The organism is Ruminococcus sp. AM43-6 (genome assembly GCF_003461785.1).
GTDB lineage: Bacteria > Bacillota > Clostridia > Oscillospirales > Ruminococcaceae > Hominimerdicola > Hominimerdicola aceti.
Map to the genome: position 1 here is coordinate 52725 of NZ_QTXU01000016.1, position 16207 is coordinate 68931.

Here is a 16207-nt window from a genome sequence, read left to right on the forward strand (position 1 = left end):
TAAAGGGAACAAAATTTTGAGGAAAGGAGTGCACATTTTTTATGAAGAAAATGATTTCTGCGATAATGGCTATATGCATTATGATGTGTTCGCTTAGTATGAGTGTTTCGGCGAATAGCGTAATCGATTATGTAGAACCGGGTATAGAATTAATGTATCTGTACACAGACAATGTTAGTACAAGTGTATATCGTTCAGGCTCAAATATAGCTTATAAATGTGATGCTAAGGGCAAATCCACAGCAACAAAGATAAGCATTTATCTGTATCTACAGGAATATTCAAACGGTGCTTGGAGTAATGTTGATGTTGTTACAAAAGCAGTGAACGGACGCAGCGCATACGTCAGCGATACATATTCATCGGCGGTATCAGGAAGAAAATATCGTACTGAAGCTCATGTATATGTTTACAGCGGAAGTAAATACGAGTATCTGGAAGTCAACAGCGGAACATTGATTTTCTGATACATAACTGGTGTAATAAAAATAGAAAGGTTTGGTGAATCCAATGAAGATGTGAATATTTATTTTGCACAATTATTCATTGCAATAATTGTGTGATATGATGAAATTAAAATACTCTGCAACAAAACTTAAAGAAAATTACACTTATATTGAGAAAGGACGTTTAATATGAAAAAGATCGTTAAGAGAATTGCAGCTATGGGTGCTGCTGTTATGATGATGGCATCGATGTCGGCTATAGGTGTAAACGCTTATGGTACAGCTTCGTTCAGCAATGAACTTGCACATTCTGACGACTATAACCCTATTACAACTACATCAGGCTATTCAATTGACTATGCGTATGGTGTATGGGCAACATCAATTTCAAGCGTAAGCGGCTATAGCAAAGGAACACCCCGATTTAAGGTTAAGACGGGGGGCTATTCCGATTATGTTGATGTATATAACACTAACCAGTTATATTCGTTTGATTCATCCATGTGCAGAGGTAATAAAACCTATTATGGATATGTTAAGAACAAGACTTCAGGCTGCAAATGCAAGGTGTCTGGTGAATTCAGGTTTATGTAAGGATAATACATCGGAGGAGAAGTGAATCTTCTCCTCTATGTATTAATATAAACCTACGGAGGCAAATATATGATCAAAAGTATACTTACCCAAACAAAAATAATGCTTAACAAAAAGGGCTTTATGTTCGGCTTTTCGGCAATGATGATGATATGTCTCTTAGAGGTTGTTTTCAGTTCATACGGTGTTACCGCCCTACGAATGGAAGGAGACGGCTTTCCCGGGAACGACCCATCGTCGGTCATAACCTCCTTTGAAGCATTTATCCTCTGTGTACCCTCAGGACTGCTCAGCTATCTTGAGCTGCTGTTCCCATTTCTGTGTGCTCTGCCCTTTTCTTTTTCGATACTTACCGACAAGGCAGCCAACACGGATACTCTGTTGTGCGCCTACTGCGGTAAACAAAGGTACATCATATCAAAGATCACAGCTGCATTTATCGGCTCATTTCTGATATTTTTCGTTCCGCTGATGATAAACAGCTGTCTTAATTATCTCATCTTCGATAATTCCATGGGAGCAAATCTATTCAACCCGAACTGGCGTTTTAACGGCTTCGGCGTTATGCGTGCCACAGATTACCCCAATGCTCCCTTTGGAGAACTGCTGGCGGCTTCGCCCTTTCTGTACAGTATGCTTCATGCTTTTATGTTTTCTCTGATGTCGGGAGTGTTCGGGGTGCTTGCTCTTGCCTGTTCGGTGTTTTGCAGAAGGAACAAAGTGCTGACCTTCGGGGTCGGATTTCTTATCATAAACATAATGCAGTTCCTTGAAAACTACAGCATGAATGATGATATAGATAAAAAATATACCGCACTCGATCCATTCAAATATGTTACTTACTATTACTGTGACGGCAGGAGTGGAGTGAACTATTTAGCGTTTTTCATTGCTATGGGTGCGGTGATAGTCGTGAGTTCGGCTCTGCTGCTTTTCTGTGGCAGAAAAGACTATATCTAGGGAGTGAGAGAATGAAGAAAATGCTTCTAATGATCGCATCTATTGTCCCATTGTCACTGATATTCAACGGTCGTAATTTTTTCAACATTCTCGCAGAGCGCAGTCTGGGAGAATACGATGAGAGTTTTGATCTTTTGTTTATCGGAAACGCTTTCGGTTTTACAGCACTTCGTGATGCAAGCCTGCCCTTTATGCTGTACACATTGACTGTGGCTGTTGTCTATCTTTTTATGTTCGGACATACCATGTCTGATAACCTGAACGTCAGCGATATTTATGTTTTTATCCGAGAGAACAAGAGAACAAAATGGTTCGTCAAAAACTCGGCTCGTATATATTTGCAGAGCGCTGTTATAGTCCTTGTCAACGTGGTTGTGATATGGTTAATGACTGCCAAAATGGGCGTTGCAAATCAGCCCGGGGATATAGGAAAAATAGTTGGGATAACCATGATGATGATACTGTACATTTGGATACTTATTACCACCACAAATCTTTTCTCGGCATTGTTCGGCAGTACTATCGGATTATCTGTCGGAGCGGCAGCACATTATGCCTTTGTTATATCTGCAAGGTACGGCTTTGAGAATACCCTCATAAAAAACATAAACCCTTTGGCTGTCATTTTTAATATGTCAGAAAACAGGCGGAGCATTGTAACGTCAGTAATAGTAATGGGAGTGATCTTATTTGCGGTGTGTGTCATATTCTGCACCTATGTGAACAGATCTGATGTTAGCCTTAACAACAAAGAGATATTAGTGTGAGGAGATAGAAATGTCAACGATAACAGTTAAAAATGCAGTTAAAAAATTCAAAAACAGCACAGTGATCGACAATGTGTCTCTTACACTGGAGGGCGGAAATATCTACGGATTTGTAGGGCGAAACGGCAGCGGAAAGACCATGCTTTTCCGTGCAATATCGGGACTTATACATCTTACAAGCGGCAGCATTGAGATAGACGGCAAGGTGCTGCACAAGGACATTGACGCTCTGCCCAGTGTGGGTATTGCTATTGAAAATGCAGGACTATTTCCGGACTTGTCGGGATATAAAAATCTGAAGCTGCTGGCAGGGATAAAAAAGAAGATAAGCAAAGACAAAATTCGTGAGACTATCTCGGAGGTAGGGCTTGATCCCGACGATAAGCGCCCAATCAGAAAATATTCCCTCGGTATGCGGCAGAGGATACTTATTGCACAGGCTATTATGGAGGAACCCGATGTGCTGCTCCTCGATGAACCTACAAATGGTCTTGATGACAGCGGTGTTGACGAAATCAGAAAGCTGATCTCTGCACAGGCAAAGCGAGGGGCAATAGTCTGTGTTGCAAGTCACAACAAGGAGGATATCGCCCTTCTGAGCGATAAGATATTCAGAGTTGACAATGGCGCTGTCCGGGAGGAATGATATGAAAGTATTTTTGACCTTACAGGCGGCTTTGATCGCAGTCACTCTTCTGCTTTGCTTACATGCAAAGGGCTTGTCAGAGGACGTAGGAATAACCCGCATGGACACTATCGAGAAGATACATAACAGCAATTGTGACTATATTGCTGTGATCCATGATACAGAGGAACTGTATGATCGCTTTTCTCAGTTTGACAGTGAGAATGCAGACTACGGCATTGGGCTTTACGGAACAGCCATATTTGTAGGAACTCCACAGGACAGCTTTTCCTTTTCAAAGGGCAGTACCTTCTGCACCCTTGATGTGGATAAGGTCATAAAGGGTAATATCAAAACAGACAGCATTGATGTTGAAATCAAAGGCGGCTTTCACTACGAAACAGAGGCTGAGTTCAAAGAGCGGTTAATGAATGCTGAGGACATGGAGATAGAGACACCTTCTGAAAAACTATTCTCGCTAGATTTTGGCGGCATGAATTTTATGGTACCAGGGAAGAAATATCTCATCATTGCGCAGACTCTTGATTTTAAAGAAAAAACTGTTTACAGGATAAACGGTTATCAGATAAGCTGGCTGTGTCTTGATGAAACACAGAGCAAGATTATGAAAGAAGAATATGTTTATTCAGAATGTTGCAATAATGAGATATTTTCACCGGATCATAGTATTATCGAAGCATTTTATGCTAAAAAGGACGATATACTTAAAACTTATAACATAGTACTGTGATTTATTCAGTGATTCCTTAATATGTGGTCATCTCTAAATTCTGTTGGCTTGTCTGCGGCAAATCTTTATCCGTCATATTGTCCAAAATTCCCTTGACATACGCTAGTATACCTGCGAAAATTTAGTACAATCTGCCGAATAAATCTGCACCGCATCCAAACGACATATGAAGTTTATGCATTCACATGGGATGATGTGATTAAAAGTTTTGAATTATGACATAGTTTTATACTTGATAAATTAAAGTGTGATCGTGAAGCTATTGCTATGGAATTATTTAAAGAAGAGGAAGAGGATGGAAAACAATTGGTTTCTGATCTCACAAAAAAGCAGTATTAATAAAAAATGACAGCCTGCTGTCATTACGCATACGGTACTCTTCCTGGTAGAAATGCGCCACTTTCAACCACTTGTTTGCCACTTATTTGTGCTAAAAATCACCGAAATCGGCTTAAAATCACTACAATTGCATTGCTCTAAAACGCCGCAAAATCGGGCTTTTTCGCATTTTACTAAAGACCGCATCAGGTGTGCGGATTAATTCAATTCCCGTACGGGTCACCAAAGCAAAAAGCTCGGAGACAGTGTAAATACGCTGTTTCCGAGCTTTTTGTTTTATCTGGAACTTCATTGCCCTACTTTCCCCCGCACACCTCACTCTTGAGTTTTTTCGCCGCCTTGAAATACTCATGCATTTTCACATCCGCAGGGTCTATCTGCAATGCAAAGGATATCCTGCCCAGCAGCGAATTTATGTACTTCTCAGGCGTAATGTCAGCACCTTTGAAAAATAGGCTTTGGGAAACTCCGTATTTCTCACAGTAATATATTTCCTGACGTATCTCCCGACGCTGCTTCGACGAGATCTGCGCCTTTTCGTTGACTACTATCCCCGTTACCTGCTGACGTTGCGATGAGCCGATAAGCGTCGTTTTTTTCATGTTTAGCTTAAACCCCATTTTCCGCAACGCCCTGCTCACAAGTTGCGTTATCTCTTTGGCGTTAAGCACAGCTTTTCCACCTGAAAATGTCATATCGTCACAGTATCTTGTGTAATTTATGCCATGCTCTCCACACCACTTGCCTATCCTCTCATCAAATCTTTTCATCACCAAATTCGATATCTGCGGAGATGTTGGCGCACCCTGTGGCAGTATGCTATTATAAGTGCATATATTTGTCAGCAGCGTTGTGGCAGGCTTAGAAAATCCAAGCTCGCACATGACCCCATAGACCTTGCCAAAATCAATGCTGTCAAAAAAGCCTGAAACATCAAGTTTAAGCACTCTCTGTTGACCAATATGCGGCTCTGCATTTTTCAAAAGCGAAGAGTTTTTGCAATATGCAGTGGCATACTCAGATACGGACAGCGTGTAAAGATACCTTTCAAGTATCCTTCTTTGAACGAGCTTGAGATATTCGTTCGGCACTTTTAACACCCTGTTTTTATGCCCTCTGCCACGATGTATTATCACCTTGCGGTAATTTGAATAACACTTTCTCTGATTTCGTTTATGATAGCGTATTCGGTTGTTGCTAAGCATATAAAGCTTTTTTAAAGGAACATCAAGCTCCTCTGAGATCCTTATGATATCATTATCAATATCATTCATTTTGTCACCTCAAAAAAATAATAACAAGCGTCAGCACAAGATTCAAATGCTTTGGAGCCGAATTTTATTTAATGGAATTAAATCCGATTCGGTGAAAAAGCTTTTGATAAAGCTACTATTCCCTGAAACTTCCACAGCGACTCGCTGTAGTTATGCGTTTTGCAATATCGCTGCTGACGCTTGTTATATTTTATCAAACCATGTTATGTACTCATTATATAAACACCTTGTTTATTTTATGAGATAATTATATCACGCGAAATGCACAACAATTGGTGCATCTCGCAGAGTACAACTAAAAAAATGGCTGTATATAAACACACTGATATCATTTTACCAATTTATGCACGACACGTCAATGGGTTATCCTGACATTTTGTGTCAAACGCCAATATTTTGTATGAATACACAAAAAAACCACACGAAGATAGGAAAAAAAGCCGAGCCTTGCTTTTATCACCTCTCAATTCCCCCACCTCTCGAGCTTTTTCCTTTTTATCACTATCCCCACCGGACTATCCGTTTTTTCGTCAAAATATTCCTCGCAGACCCACCAATGATACTCTTGCCTTGGCAGGGTCGCCCACGTCATATAGCAAAAGCTCCACTGGCGAAGCAATTCCTTCTTCTTGCCGTTTTTCAGACTTTCAGGTAAATAGTCCTCCATAAGCTTCACTATCGTATCATAGCTTATAAATCTCATCTTGTTCTTTCTTTTTATTATGGACAGCCTGTGGGCAAGATAAAAATGCAAAACAACTTTCCATATACTGCATTTGTATTCTGGGTCAAGTATTGACTCTTTTTTCATTCTCCTGATGATATTAATACGTTCATCGGGATCATTCAAAAGGTCGCACAGCGCTGAGATATTAGAACAATCGAAACCGTCCTGCCCACTGTCCAGCTTGAAATATCTCCGCCCGTCTAGTTTGTATAAAGGCACTCGTGCTATCTGCCCCTCCTGTGTTTCCACTGCATATGTCCACAACCTCGGGCAGGATCTTATCTCGTAGACTTCTCTGCCACTGATATCCTGACCTCTCTGTACATTAAGAAATCTCTCCCCTATGTTGTCACCGACTTCCTGCGGAGCATTTTCAGTGCCTGCTATAAAGATCCTAAGCCTTTGGAGCTTTTCCACGCTTTCTCTTAGCTTGTCTTTAAGTGCATTTCGTGAAAATCTAATGTCCTCGTTTCCGCTGAGAAGTTCCCATATGGTGTTGAGATAAAAATCCTTTCTGTTATTGTTCCATATAGTGCAAACAGCGTCAAACACACACATATCAAAGTATGTCAGCGGTGCTTTTTCATAAGCCGTGCAGTCTTGATACCATAAGGTACAACAGATATCATTTCTGCGCTGACCTTTCACAAAAGCTACTCTGTAGTTATAGTCCTCTTGATCGTTTCTTTTGCCTGACAGCCCGTCATAAAGCCCTTGTATATCTTTCTCTCCCAAAAGCCTGTTTATTTTCTTGTCTATATATGATACCGCACGCTCGTCCTCTTTTATCTCTGAAAGGTCATCATTTTCCCTTTTATATTTTCTTATGAGCCTATCCGTTTCCCATTTGTCAAAACCAAGTCTGATATCATACTTATCCCCTGGTGTGTAACCTAATATCTGCAAAAAATCCTTGTCGGCGCTGTCCTTATCTCCGCTTATTATGCCGTCAAAAATATCCTTATCTATCTTATAAGCCGCAGTGATAACAAGGTCAAATCTCTGTCTGCCCTTAGTAGCACCTCCCCTGTTCACGTCGGTGTAAAAATACACATATCTCAAAGAATATTCTTCCCTCTGGCTTTTCAGATCCTCCATAAGTATCTTCTGCGCATGATATCTTATTTCAAATTCCTTTTTTCCCGACAATGTTGCAGGTCTTACATATATAAACGCACTGTCATTAAAAACGTGCCTTTCAAGCAAGAACTCCCCTTCAAGCTCTTTTTTCCATTCCATTGACCTGTCGTAAAAGCGACAGCCCTCTATATTGCCGACCTCAGCTTCAAGAAAGACCCTTTCTGCTATGACATTTCCTTTATTGCAAACTGTCCCGTTTTCATCGGGCTTATAAAACCAATTGAAATTGCGTATCTCGTTGGCAAGAAGAGTATTGTTTATATAAAGCTCGTTTATCTGACCGATAACACGCCTAAGGTCCTTGTTTACTTCATCGGCAGAGGTTATCTTTGAGGTCTGTTTTTTCGGCTTGACCTGTTGGAGCAGTAATTTTTTCTTTGGAATTTCTGCCCTCATGATACTGTTTCGTATATATTCGGTGATGATATTTTCCAGCTCTGTGCCATTGAAATATTCGTCGATAACAGTTTGATCGCATGGTATGAGTGCCATTTTGTCATAGCATTTTTGCATTTTCTTGCCAAGGCACTCTACCGCCTGTTCTTTTGTTATAGGCTGACGCTCCAGATTTTCCATAACATACCGCTTCATCATGTCAAAGGAATATCTTCTTGACAGTTTGAAAGCTCCCTTTGTGCGGTCATCAAGTCTTGATATAACGGACGATTCCGAGAACACGTTATTTACAGTATACACATACCTTCTCTTCGTTTCAATTCTCACCAAACGTCTTTTTCTGACTTCATTTTTGTATTGGGCTTTATCGTTTTCCTTTTTCTCCTCTTGGTTCTCTGTTTCTTCTTTTTCCTTGCCTTTTTCTATTTTCGAGTTATCTTCATTTTTATACAGCATTATTACATTGTTATTTCTATCATCAGCAGACCGCCCTGCTCTGCCGATCTCCTGATAATATGTTTCAATGCTTTCAGGAATAGCATAATGTATAACAAGGTCAACGTCGCTGTTATCTATACCCATTCCAAACGCCATTGTTGCAACGATAATGTTATAACCCAGCTCCTTGTTTGCATATTTATATTCCGCACCGAGTCTTTCACTGTGATACATTTTGCCGTGATAGCTTATACTGCCCTTTGACAGCTTCCCACCCTTTTTCGCAAGATTTTTTGAAATACGCTTACTTATATATTCGACCTGTTTTACAGTATTGCAGTATACGATGCACTTTTTGAAGCTTATATTATTAAGAAGAACCAAAAGATAATAAAGCTTTGGCAGGTCTTTATCATTATCCAAATTGCTCTTATCGCAGTTTAGGATAAAAACATTCAGGTCGTCACGCTTCACCGACAGCGAGCTTTCTCCCATGTCAGCAGACCTATCAGTACAAATACCAAACTCCTTTGTTTTTTTCATATCAAGCAAAACTTTGAGCTGCTCTGCATTTGCAGGAGTCAGCGATGCAGAAAAAATGCCCATAGGTATCTCCTGATATTTTTTCAAGCGAGCTATGGTACTGCATATCTGAAAATAGCTTTCTCTGAAATTGAAGCCCCACTCTGATAAGCAGTGTGCCTCGTCAAATATTATCATGCTTATTTTCAGCTTGCCAGAAGCGGCGGCTTCAATAAGCTCCTGCCTGTATACTGGCTTGCTGAGCATTTCAGGGGAAAGATACAAAAGCTTACATTCTGTGTTATCATCGTTGTTATTTTTGACCAGCTTGCTTACAGACAGGTCAAATTCTGCCTTAGGCATTTTATCAGACAGAAAGCCTGCACACTCAGGGTGAGCCTCCGCATACTTTTTATTGAACTCCGTCACAGCTTCAGTGCAGTATTTTTTATTGAAGTTATCCACCTGATCATTGCAAAGTGCCTGCAATGGAGAGATCACGATAGTCACGCCCTGAGATATGATAGCAGGAGCTTGAAAGCAAAGTGACTTACCTCCGCCGGTTCTCAGCCTTACAACAGTATCATGCCCCTTGAGCAGTGACTCTATTATGCTTTTCTGCTCGTTCCTATAATCCTTGAAATATGTAGTAAGCCTTTTCTCCAAGTCAGCAATGTATCTTGTTCTGACATCAAGCTCTGCCTTTTTGAAACGCATTTTTCATCCCCCTATATCAACGTATTTACGGCTTTTCCTATATTATACTGCACATTTTCAAAAAAATCAATATCCGCACATCAAATATTTTCACAATATCACTAAAACGGCTATTTTGCGTGATTTACGACAAAATAAACTATCCCTAATTTATTTATATGTCACTTTGTCAAACTTATTCTTTACAGCCAACTCAGGCGTTCCTATCTCGCCTCTGCGGGCGCTTAAGTTCCCGAGTTTAACGCACGGAGTCGGTAAAAACAGCTTGGTGTAAACTATTGGCGTCTCTTGAATTCCGCTTCCTATCCATCTGTCTGAAAAAGGAAAAGAAAGTTGAAGCTTCCAATACTCAGCACCCGAAGAAAAGTGTTGAAAAAACTCTTCCTTCTTTTGATATACAGACGTTCTTATAACCGCCGAATTGCACTTATTATAGGAACGCTACATGGAGCAGCAGGCTGCTCCTGTATATTTATTGATAGGTACTCCAACCTATCGTCATGTCCAATTTCTTTGATCCATTCCTTTTTCTAAAGTCATATCTGTGTACGCAGGTATGACTTCTTTTTTCTGTCACATACTCGTTCCTATTTCACACTGTGTAACACTATTATAGGAACGAGGGGGAGCAGCGGGGCTGCTCCGGTGGATATAATGGTAGACAACTGGTAAGTCTGCCATTCATAGTATTTTTCATCTCCTGTACTTATGTACTACGTCAATGTCAAGAAAAGGGACGTTCTCTCTTCAAACGTCCCTGAGTATTGACGCTAATGCTATGCAGGCAGGGTCGAGTGGCAAAGCCACTCCTACTTGTATAATGAAAGGAAATAACACTTTACAAATTCATCACACACAAAAGAAAGGAACGATAACAATGAGATCAGATCTAAACAAAATAATCGAAAGTTCAAGAGGTATCGAACGCATAAATCTTGACGATCACCTGCTAAGTGAAAGAAAGATATTCCTTGAGGGAGATATCAGCTCTGAAAACTGCACTGACATCATCAAGGCTCTTATGCTAATGGACGGTCAGGCAGATAAGGAAATAACGCTGTATATAAACTCTCCCGGGGGCGATTGCGAAAGCGGTCTTGCACTGTATGACGCTATAAGAATGACACGCTCAAAGGTCAGAGCCGTATGCGTGGGACTTTGCGCTTCAATGGGAGCTGTCATATACCTTGCGGCAGACCGGCGTGAGATACTTCCGCACTCCTGCATAATGATACATGACCCCAGCTTCGGCAAGGCAGATTTCAGCGGTCAGAAATCAAAAGAAATAGAAGAACATCTTGCAGGTCTGAACAAAATGCGTGAAACTCTCGCTTCCATAATAGCAGAGCGCACAGGCAGAACTCTTGAAGAAATTTACGAGGTCACACAGTATGACTCTTTTTACACAGCGAATGAAGCTGTTGACTTCGGTCTTGCACACAAAATCATCAACACATTAATTTAAAGGAGCAAAACAATGAGTAAACAAAGAATCACAGGCGACAGACCTACTTACACTGCACCAATAGAAAGATACGGTAAAAGAACTCTCGCCAAGGGCGTTGAACTCTTGGAGGACACAAAGGTCACAGGGCTTAATAACAACGTCCTTGTTATAGGCAATTCAGGCTGCGGCAAAACAGGCTCTTACATCTGCTCTGTGCTAAAAAACATCAAATCATCAGTCATATTGCAGGACGTCAAGGGTCTGCTCTATGATATGTTCGCAGGCGAACTGAGGGCTAAAGGCTATAACATTATAAAACTCGATTTTACAGAGCCTGAGAAAAGTCAGGGCTATAACCCATTGGCTGCGGTAAAAAGAAACAAAGACGGCAGTATATACGAGCCTGACGTTAAAGCTATCGCCGACGCAATATCTCCTGTGAACAGTGGCTGTAAAGAGCCATATTGGGATATGAGTGCCGCCTCAATGATAGAGTTCGCGATAGCATACGCTCTTGAGGCCCTGCCAAAAGAGTATCACAACATGACATCAGTGTTGGAGCTTTTCCACACATATATCCAAAACAACGGCGACGCTTATTTCGTCAAATGGATAAAAGACAATCCCAACACATTGTCTACAAGGCTGTTTTCAGAAACACAGGCGACCAGACCCTCCGACAGAACATTCGCTTCCACCGCAGGAATAGCCGCTTCACATCTCAACTGCTTCAACATGAAAGAGCTGAGATACATCTTTAACAACAAGATATCCGTAGATCTTGCGGATATCGGGAGAAGAAAGACCGCAGTATTCATAAAGACAAGTGACACAGAGCATAATCTCGACAATCTTGTGAGCTTGTTCTATACCCAGACCTTGCAGGCACTGTGCAGAGAAGCTGATAACAGCCCTAAAGGCAGGCTTCCAGTGCCTGTGCATATGATACTTGACGACTTTGGTGCTACAAGCGCATATATCAGTAACTTCGACAAGAACATCTCCACCATAAGGTCGAGAGATATCTACGCATCGCTGATAATACAGAGCCTGTCACAGCTTGCCACCATGTATGACGCAAACGCCGCCAAGACTATCATAAACAACTGCGACACACTGCTTTTCATGGGCTGCAACGACCCTGACACTGCAAGAATGATAGCGGACAGAGCGTCAAAGACCATGGACAACATACTCTGTATGCCAAGGGACAAGGTCTATGTGATATTCTCAGGCAGACAGGCTATGCTTGCAGACAAGATAGCACCATACAGTATGCTTCAAAAAGATCATCAGATAAGTATTTAAAAAACGAAAAGGAGCAAAAACAATGATACTAAATATAGATCAATTCTCTGACCTGCACTTTATAAAGCAAGCCGTCAGAGATCTAATGAAACTGCCGCTTGTGAAGCTGGCATCTTACAGCACCCAAACAAGTGAAAAGAAAGGCATTGACATCATCGCAGAGCAGATAGAGAAATATTTCCATATCAATATCCGTGACTGCAAGGATATGACCCTTGGCGAGCTTGTGGCTCTTATGGACGAGCTTGACACATATGCGCAGATAATAAGCGCTGATACTGACAGTGAGGACGAGATAAGATGCTATTCGGCATATGTAAGAAAAATGCTCGTCTTAAATCGTCAGCTTCCGGAAGTGCAGATATACAACGCCATAAACGTCAAAGAATACTTAGGCTATCTGAACACACTCTGCATAGGCTCAAATACTCGGTATCCTGCCAATGACAAACGGCTTGTAGTCAAACTACAGATGAAGCTTGCCAAAGCAATACAGCAAGACCCCACCATAAGCTTAGGCAGTGCATTTGATATCCTTGACAGGAAAGCCTGCGCATTCTGGATACCATGGTGCAATTTTATTGACAACTACGCCGAACAGATACGCGACGCTTATGACATGAGGTGGTGGCTCATAGCCTCAGCTTCTGACATCATCTTGTCATACCCCTATACTGCGGCAGATATAATAGAGCGCTATAAGGGCGACCTGCCGCTTACCACAGCTCCCATTCCCGACGAACAGACCGCCATATCATCGCAGGACATAGAAAAAGGACATTAACATATAACCAACGATCATTAATTTTCTTTACCTTGATTTTTTCAATCACCTGATTCTATGCTCTGCAAAATGATCTGCTCTCTGTTCTGAGGGTGCAAATAGGACAAGTGACATGGCTCACTGCTGTTCGGCACAGCCATGTCAGCATTGTTCTTTACAAATGTTCATCGCCTTACACTGGTGTGAACGCTCCCAGCGGCGTTGCCGCTGCAATTTACACAATGGTAGGCAATAGCCTGCTAAATAAAATTTTACAACAAAAAGGAGGTTAATGCCATGAAAAAGGACATTAACACTATGAGAAAGGACACCAACACTATGAAAAAAATATTTGACATCAAGGACATCATTCAGGAGTACGAGAACATGACTCTTGAAAACGCCATTACTGTGATAATGGGCACACCGCTGTCTAAGCTTATTAACTTGACGGAGAATGACAAGGACATAGTTTTCAGCGAGCTTGAATGTAACTATGCCACCGCCCGTGACAAGTTCACGTTCAGAGACTTCATTGATGTATACCCAAGCTTTCTCAAAGACACAGGTATGACAATGAGGGGCGAAATAAGGTCTGCCGCAGACCAATACACTGAGCTTGCCGACACCATTGAGTATATGTGCAACATGGCTGAGCAAGCTGAGAGGATAGGCAAAATAAGGCTTGTCATGGAGGGCAAAGCACCGCTCCCGATAAACATCAAAGGCTTCACAGACAATGCCAAGATGATATGCGCACTGAACGTCCTCTGCTCAATGGAGCTGAACGACTATTTTGCACAGGTAGGCAGACTCTATAACATCACCCCTGACGTATATCCATTTTGCAGTAAGCTTGTGAACAACGTTGGCTGTACAGTGGGCAAAATGCTTATAGCGGCAAGAGACACTATACCGAGCAACTGCGCATACACGATATTCGAGGAGCTGATATTAGCGCCGTTCAGCATTGCCCATATGCGTGAAAATTTCAAAAGGCGTAGAAGACGTCAACAAAACACCAAGAAAGGAGTGGAATAAAAATGCCACAAACAGAAGATATAGAATACATCAAGGATTATGAGGCGTATGATTGTATCAACGACTCCGAGGACGATGATGATTTTGACCCACAGGACGAGCCTTATGAGCCTAGTCCTGAGGAGCTTCAAAACATGGGACAAAATCCATTTAAGGCAAAGGTATTTGACCCCGAAACAATGCTTTTCGACCTTGCCGAAGCAAGAAAGACAGAAACAAAATTCAAAGAGAGCATACTCTCTCTGATGATGTCTGTTCTCATAAGCTCGGACAAGCCCAACGCACTGCTCTGCGGTCCTGCAGGCTGTGGAAAAACCAAGATAGTGGAGGAGCTTGCCTACAGGCTCAAAAACAGCGAGAACATCGTACCACAGCTCAAAGGCTATAGGATATATGCCCTCCAACTCTCTGATATCGTGGCAGATTCAGGTCTTATGGGCGACCTTGAAAACAAGGTCAAAATGCTCATAAACTATATGAGCGACCAGGACGAGAAGCGAATTTTGTTTATCGACGAAATACATATGCTTTTTCAGGAAAAGGCATATCGGATTGTCGCTCAGATCTTGAAGCCTGCTCTGAGCCGTGGAAAAATAAAGCTCATAGGAGCGACAACGACCCAGGAAGCAAATCTCATCGACAGCGACCCTGCCTTTTGCAGACGTATGACAAAGATAATAGTTGACGAAGCAGACCATGAGCAGACAGTGGAGATCCTTCTCAGCATGAACGAGCATTTTGCAAGCCACTATAACATCTCATTCGCTTTGAGCAGAAGCAAGGCAGAGCGCATTGTTGATATTGCAGACGAATTTTGCTACTCAGGCTCACACCGCCCTGACAATGCCATAACGCTACTTGACCGCTCCATAGCTTCCGCCGTGGTGAAGAACGCTTCTGACAAGAAGATGAAAATTACTCTCACCGACCGCCATATAAAAGAAACGGCTTTCCGCATGACATCAGGTCACAGCACGCCACACACCTTTAACGAGAGAGCCTTTCGCCGTGACCTCTCAGCCGTCTGCGGTCAGGAAGCTATCATAGACGACCTTGTCAATGTGCTTAAGCTCCATTCTCTCCACATCAGACCGACCAAAAAGCCTTTTACAATGCTTTTTATCGGACCAAGCGGAGTGGGCAAAACAGAGGTTGCAAAGATAATAGCCAAAAACTGTGCAGGCGAGAAACCTATCACACTGAATATGTCGGAATTCTATTATGACGCAGGCATAAACCGCATTATAGGCTCGCCTGCAGGCTATCTTGGAAGCGACAGCAATGTTGAACTGCCCTTTGATAAGCTCAAGTCAAATCCCTATCAGGTGATACTTCTTGACGAGTTTGAAAAGTGCGACAGAGCCGTGCAAAGGCTGTTCATGTCTGTCTTTGACGAGGGCATTCTCACCACAAGTCAAGGAAACGTTATAGACTTCTCAAAGTCCATAATAATAGCTACCACCAACGCAGGCTGTACCGCAAAGAGCAGAAGCATTGGATTCAACTCAGACAGCACATCAGAAACACAGCTCATAAGCGACCTTTCCGACTATTTTGACGTCGAGCTTATCAACCGCTTCTCACAGAAATACACTTTCAGCGAGATATCAAGATGGGTGTACAGAAAGATAGTCGAAAAACGGCTTGCGAGCGAAATAAAAGTCATCAAAAGGCTTCACCCTGAGCTGAATATGGACTCCCTGTTCAGTGCAGACGAGCTTGCAAAGGCGGCAGACAAGATAACAGCCGACACCTACAACATCAAATCAGGTGCAAGACCTGCCATCACAGCAGTAAGCAAGTTCATTGACAGCAAGCTCCTTTCATACTTCTCACGCATGGCAAAAACATACAGACCAAACCAAAACTAACGCTCCGCCACAAAATACTAATGGCGTTGTAAAAAAACAGCGCTCAAAGAGTCGAGATTTCCTGCTTTTTGGAAATCTCGA

General features: G+C 42.0%; 13 protein-coding genes. 11 read left to right on the plus strand and 2 right to left on the minus strand.

What is annotated here, in order from left to right:
* Positions 1 to 41 precede the first annotated feature (41 nt).
* The 6 genes from DW938_RS09585 (at position 42) to DW938_RS09610 (ending at position 4143) form a co-directional block, all read left to right on the plus strand.
* Positions 42 to 467: a hypothetical protein gene (locus DW938_RS09585; protein WP_022127446.1), complete on the plus strand. Its 426-nt coding sequence runs from the start codon at positions 42 to 44 to the stop codon at positions 465 to 467.
* 168 nt (positions 468 to 635) lie between these two features.
* Complete coding sequence (locus tag DW938_RS09590; protein WP_022127447.1) at positions 636 to 1040, plus strand: hypothetical protein; 405 nt, start codon at positions 636 to 638, stop codon at positions 1038 to 1040.
* Positions 1041 to 1109: 69 nt separating this feature from the next.
* Positions 1110 to 2000 (plus strand): hypothetical protein, encoded by an 891-nt coding sequence (locus DW938_RS09595; protein ID WP_118124625.1) that lies wholly within the window; start codon positions 1110 to 1112, stop codon positions 1998 to 2000.
* An 11-nt stretch (positions 2001 to 2011) separates the two neighbouring features.
* Positions 2012 to 2767 carry a DUF2705 family protein gene (locus DW938_RS09600; protein ID WP_022127449.1) on the plus strand — a complete coding sequence of 252 codons (756 nt, stop codon included), beginning with the start codon at positions 2012 to 2014 and terminating at the stop codon, positions 2765 to 2767.
* Between the two features lie 10 nt (positions 2768 to 2777).
* Entirely contained in the window at positions 2778 to 3413 is a 636-nt protein-coding gene (locus DW938_RS09605) for an ABC transporter ATP-binding protein (RefSeq protein WP_022127450.1), read from the plus strand.
* Between the two features lies 1 nt (position 3414).
* Complete coding sequence (locus DW938_RS09610) at positions 3415 to 4143, plus strand: hypothetical protein (RefSeq protein WP_117859548.1); 729 nt, start codon at positions 3415 to 3417, stop codon at positions 4141 to 4143.
* A gap of 635 nt (positions 4144 to 4778) precedes the next feature.
* Here DW938_RS09610 and DW938_RS09615 read toward each other — a convergent pair.
* Together DW938_RS09615 and DW938_RS09620 are read right to left on the minus strand one after the other, a co-directional pair.
* The gene (locus tag DW938_RS09615; protein WP_118124626.1) at positions 4779 to 5756 is read right to left on the minus strand and encodes a reverse transcriptase family protein; all 978 of its coding nucleotides are present in this window, start codon (positions 5754 to 5756) and stop codon (positions 4779 to 4781) included.
* 463 nt (positions 5757 to 6219) lie between these two features.
* Positions 6220 to 9696, minus strand: a complete 3477-nt coding sequence (locus DW938_RS09620) for a DEAD/DEAH box helicase (RefSeq protein ID WP_118124627.1) — start codon at positions 9694 to 9696, stop codon at positions 6220 to 6222.
* An 877-nt stretch (positions 9697 to 10573) separates the two neighbouring features.
* On the opposite strand from DW938_RS09620, the gene DW938_RS09625 reads away from it, so the two are divergent.
* The 5 genes from DW938_RS09625 to DW938_RS09645 all read left to right on the plus strand — a co-directional run bounded on the left by DW938_RS09625 (position 10574) and on the right by DW938_RS09645 (position 16126).
* Positions 10574 to 11161 (plus strand): ATP-dependent Clp protease proteolytic subunit, encoded by a 588-nt coding sequence (locus DW938_RS09625; protein WP_181984408.1) that lies wholly within the window; start codon positions 10574 to 10576, stop codon positions 11159 to 11161.
* A gap of 12 nt (positions 11162 to 11173) precedes the next feature.
* Positions 11174 to 12451 carry a VirD4-like conjugal transfer protein, CD1115 family gene (locus DW938_RS09630; protein ID WP_118124629.1) on the plus strand — a complete coding sequence of 426 codons (1278 nt, stop codon included), beginning with the start codon at positions 11174 to 11176 and terminating at the stop codon, positions 12449 to 12451.
* A 22-nt stretch (positions 12452 to 12473) separates the two neighbouring features.
* The gene (locus tag DW938_RS09635) at positions 12474 to 13235 is read left to right on the plus strand and encodes a hypothetical protein (protein WP_118124630.1); all 762 of its coding nucleotides are present in this window, start codon (positions 12474 to 12476) and stop codon (positions 13233 to 13235) included.
* Positions 13236 to 13511: 276 nt separating this feature from the next.
* Positions 13512 to 14255 carry a hypothetical protein gene (locus DW938_RS09640; protein WP_118124631.1) on the plus strand — a complete coding sequence of 248 codons (744 nt, stop codon included), beginning with the start codon at positions 13512 to 13514 and terminating at the stop codon, positions 14253 to 14255.
* Positions 14256 to 14257: 2 nt separating this feature from the next.
* The gene (locus DW938_RS09645; RefSeq protein WP_118124632.1) at positions 14258 to 16126 is read left to right on the plus strand and encodes an AAA family ATPase; all 1869 of its coding nucleotides are present in this window, start codon (positions 14258 to 14260) and stop codon (positions 16124 to 16126) included.
* The last annotated feature ends 81 nt before the right edge of the window (positions 16127 to 16207 follow it).

What these genes read in the sequence shown, in the direction of transcription:
- DW938_RS09620 (WP_118124627.1), bottom strand. Translation starts at nt 9,696, where the DNA reads ATGCGTTTCAAAAAGGCAGAGCTTGATGTCAGAACAAGATACATTGCT.
- DW938_RS09600 (WP_022127449.1), top strand. Translation starts at nt 2,012, where the DNA reads ATGAAGAAAATGCTTCTAATGATCGCATCTATTGTCCCATTGTCACTG.
- DW938_RS09595 (WP_118124625.1), top strand. Translation starts at nt 1,110, where the DNA reads ATGATCAAAAGTATACTTACCCAAACAAAAATAATGCTTAACAAAAAG.
- DW938_RS09635 (WP_118124630.1), top strand. Translation starts at nt 12,474, where the DNA reads ATGATACTAAATATAGATCAATTCTCTGACCTGCACTTTATAAAGCAA.
- DW938_RS09645 (WP_118124632.1), top strand. Translation starts at nt 14,258, where the DNA reads ATGCCACAAACAGAAGATATAGAATACATCAAGGATTATGAGGCGTAT.
- DW938_RS09640 (WP_118124631.1), top strand. Translation starts at nt 13,512, where the DNA reads ATGAAAAAGGACATTAACACTATGAGAAAGGACACCAACACTATGAAA.
- DW938_RS09610 (WP_117859548.1), top strand. Translation starts at nt 3,415, where the DNA reads ATGAAAGTATTTTTGACCTTACAGGCGGCTTTGATCGCAGTCACTCTT.
- DW938_RS09615 (WP_118124626.1), bottom strand. Translation starts at nt 5,756, where the DNA reads ATGAATGATATTGATAATGATATCATAAGGATCTCAGAGGAGCTTGAT.
- DW938_RS09605 (WP_022127450.1), top strand. Translation starts at nt 2,778, where the DNA reads ATGTCAACGATAACAGTTAAAAATGCAGTTAAAAAATTCAAAAACAGC.
- DW938_RS09585 (WP_022127446.1), top strand. Translation starts at nt 42, where the DNA reads ATGAAGAAAATGATTTCTGCGATAATGGCTATATGCATTATGATGTGT.
- DW938_RS09630 (WP_118124629.1), top strand. Translation starts at nt 11,174, where the DNA reads ATGAGTAAACAAAGAATCACAGGCGACAGACCTACTTACACTGCACCA.
- DW938_RS09590 (WP_022127447.1), top strand. Translation starts at nt 636, where the DNA reads ATGAAAAAGATCGTTAAGAGAATTGCAGCTATGGGTGCTGCTGTTATG.
- DW938_RS09625 (WP_181984408.1), top strand. Translation starts at nt 10,574, where the DNA reads ATGAGATCAGATCTAAACAAAATAATCGAAAGTTCAAGAGGTATCGAA.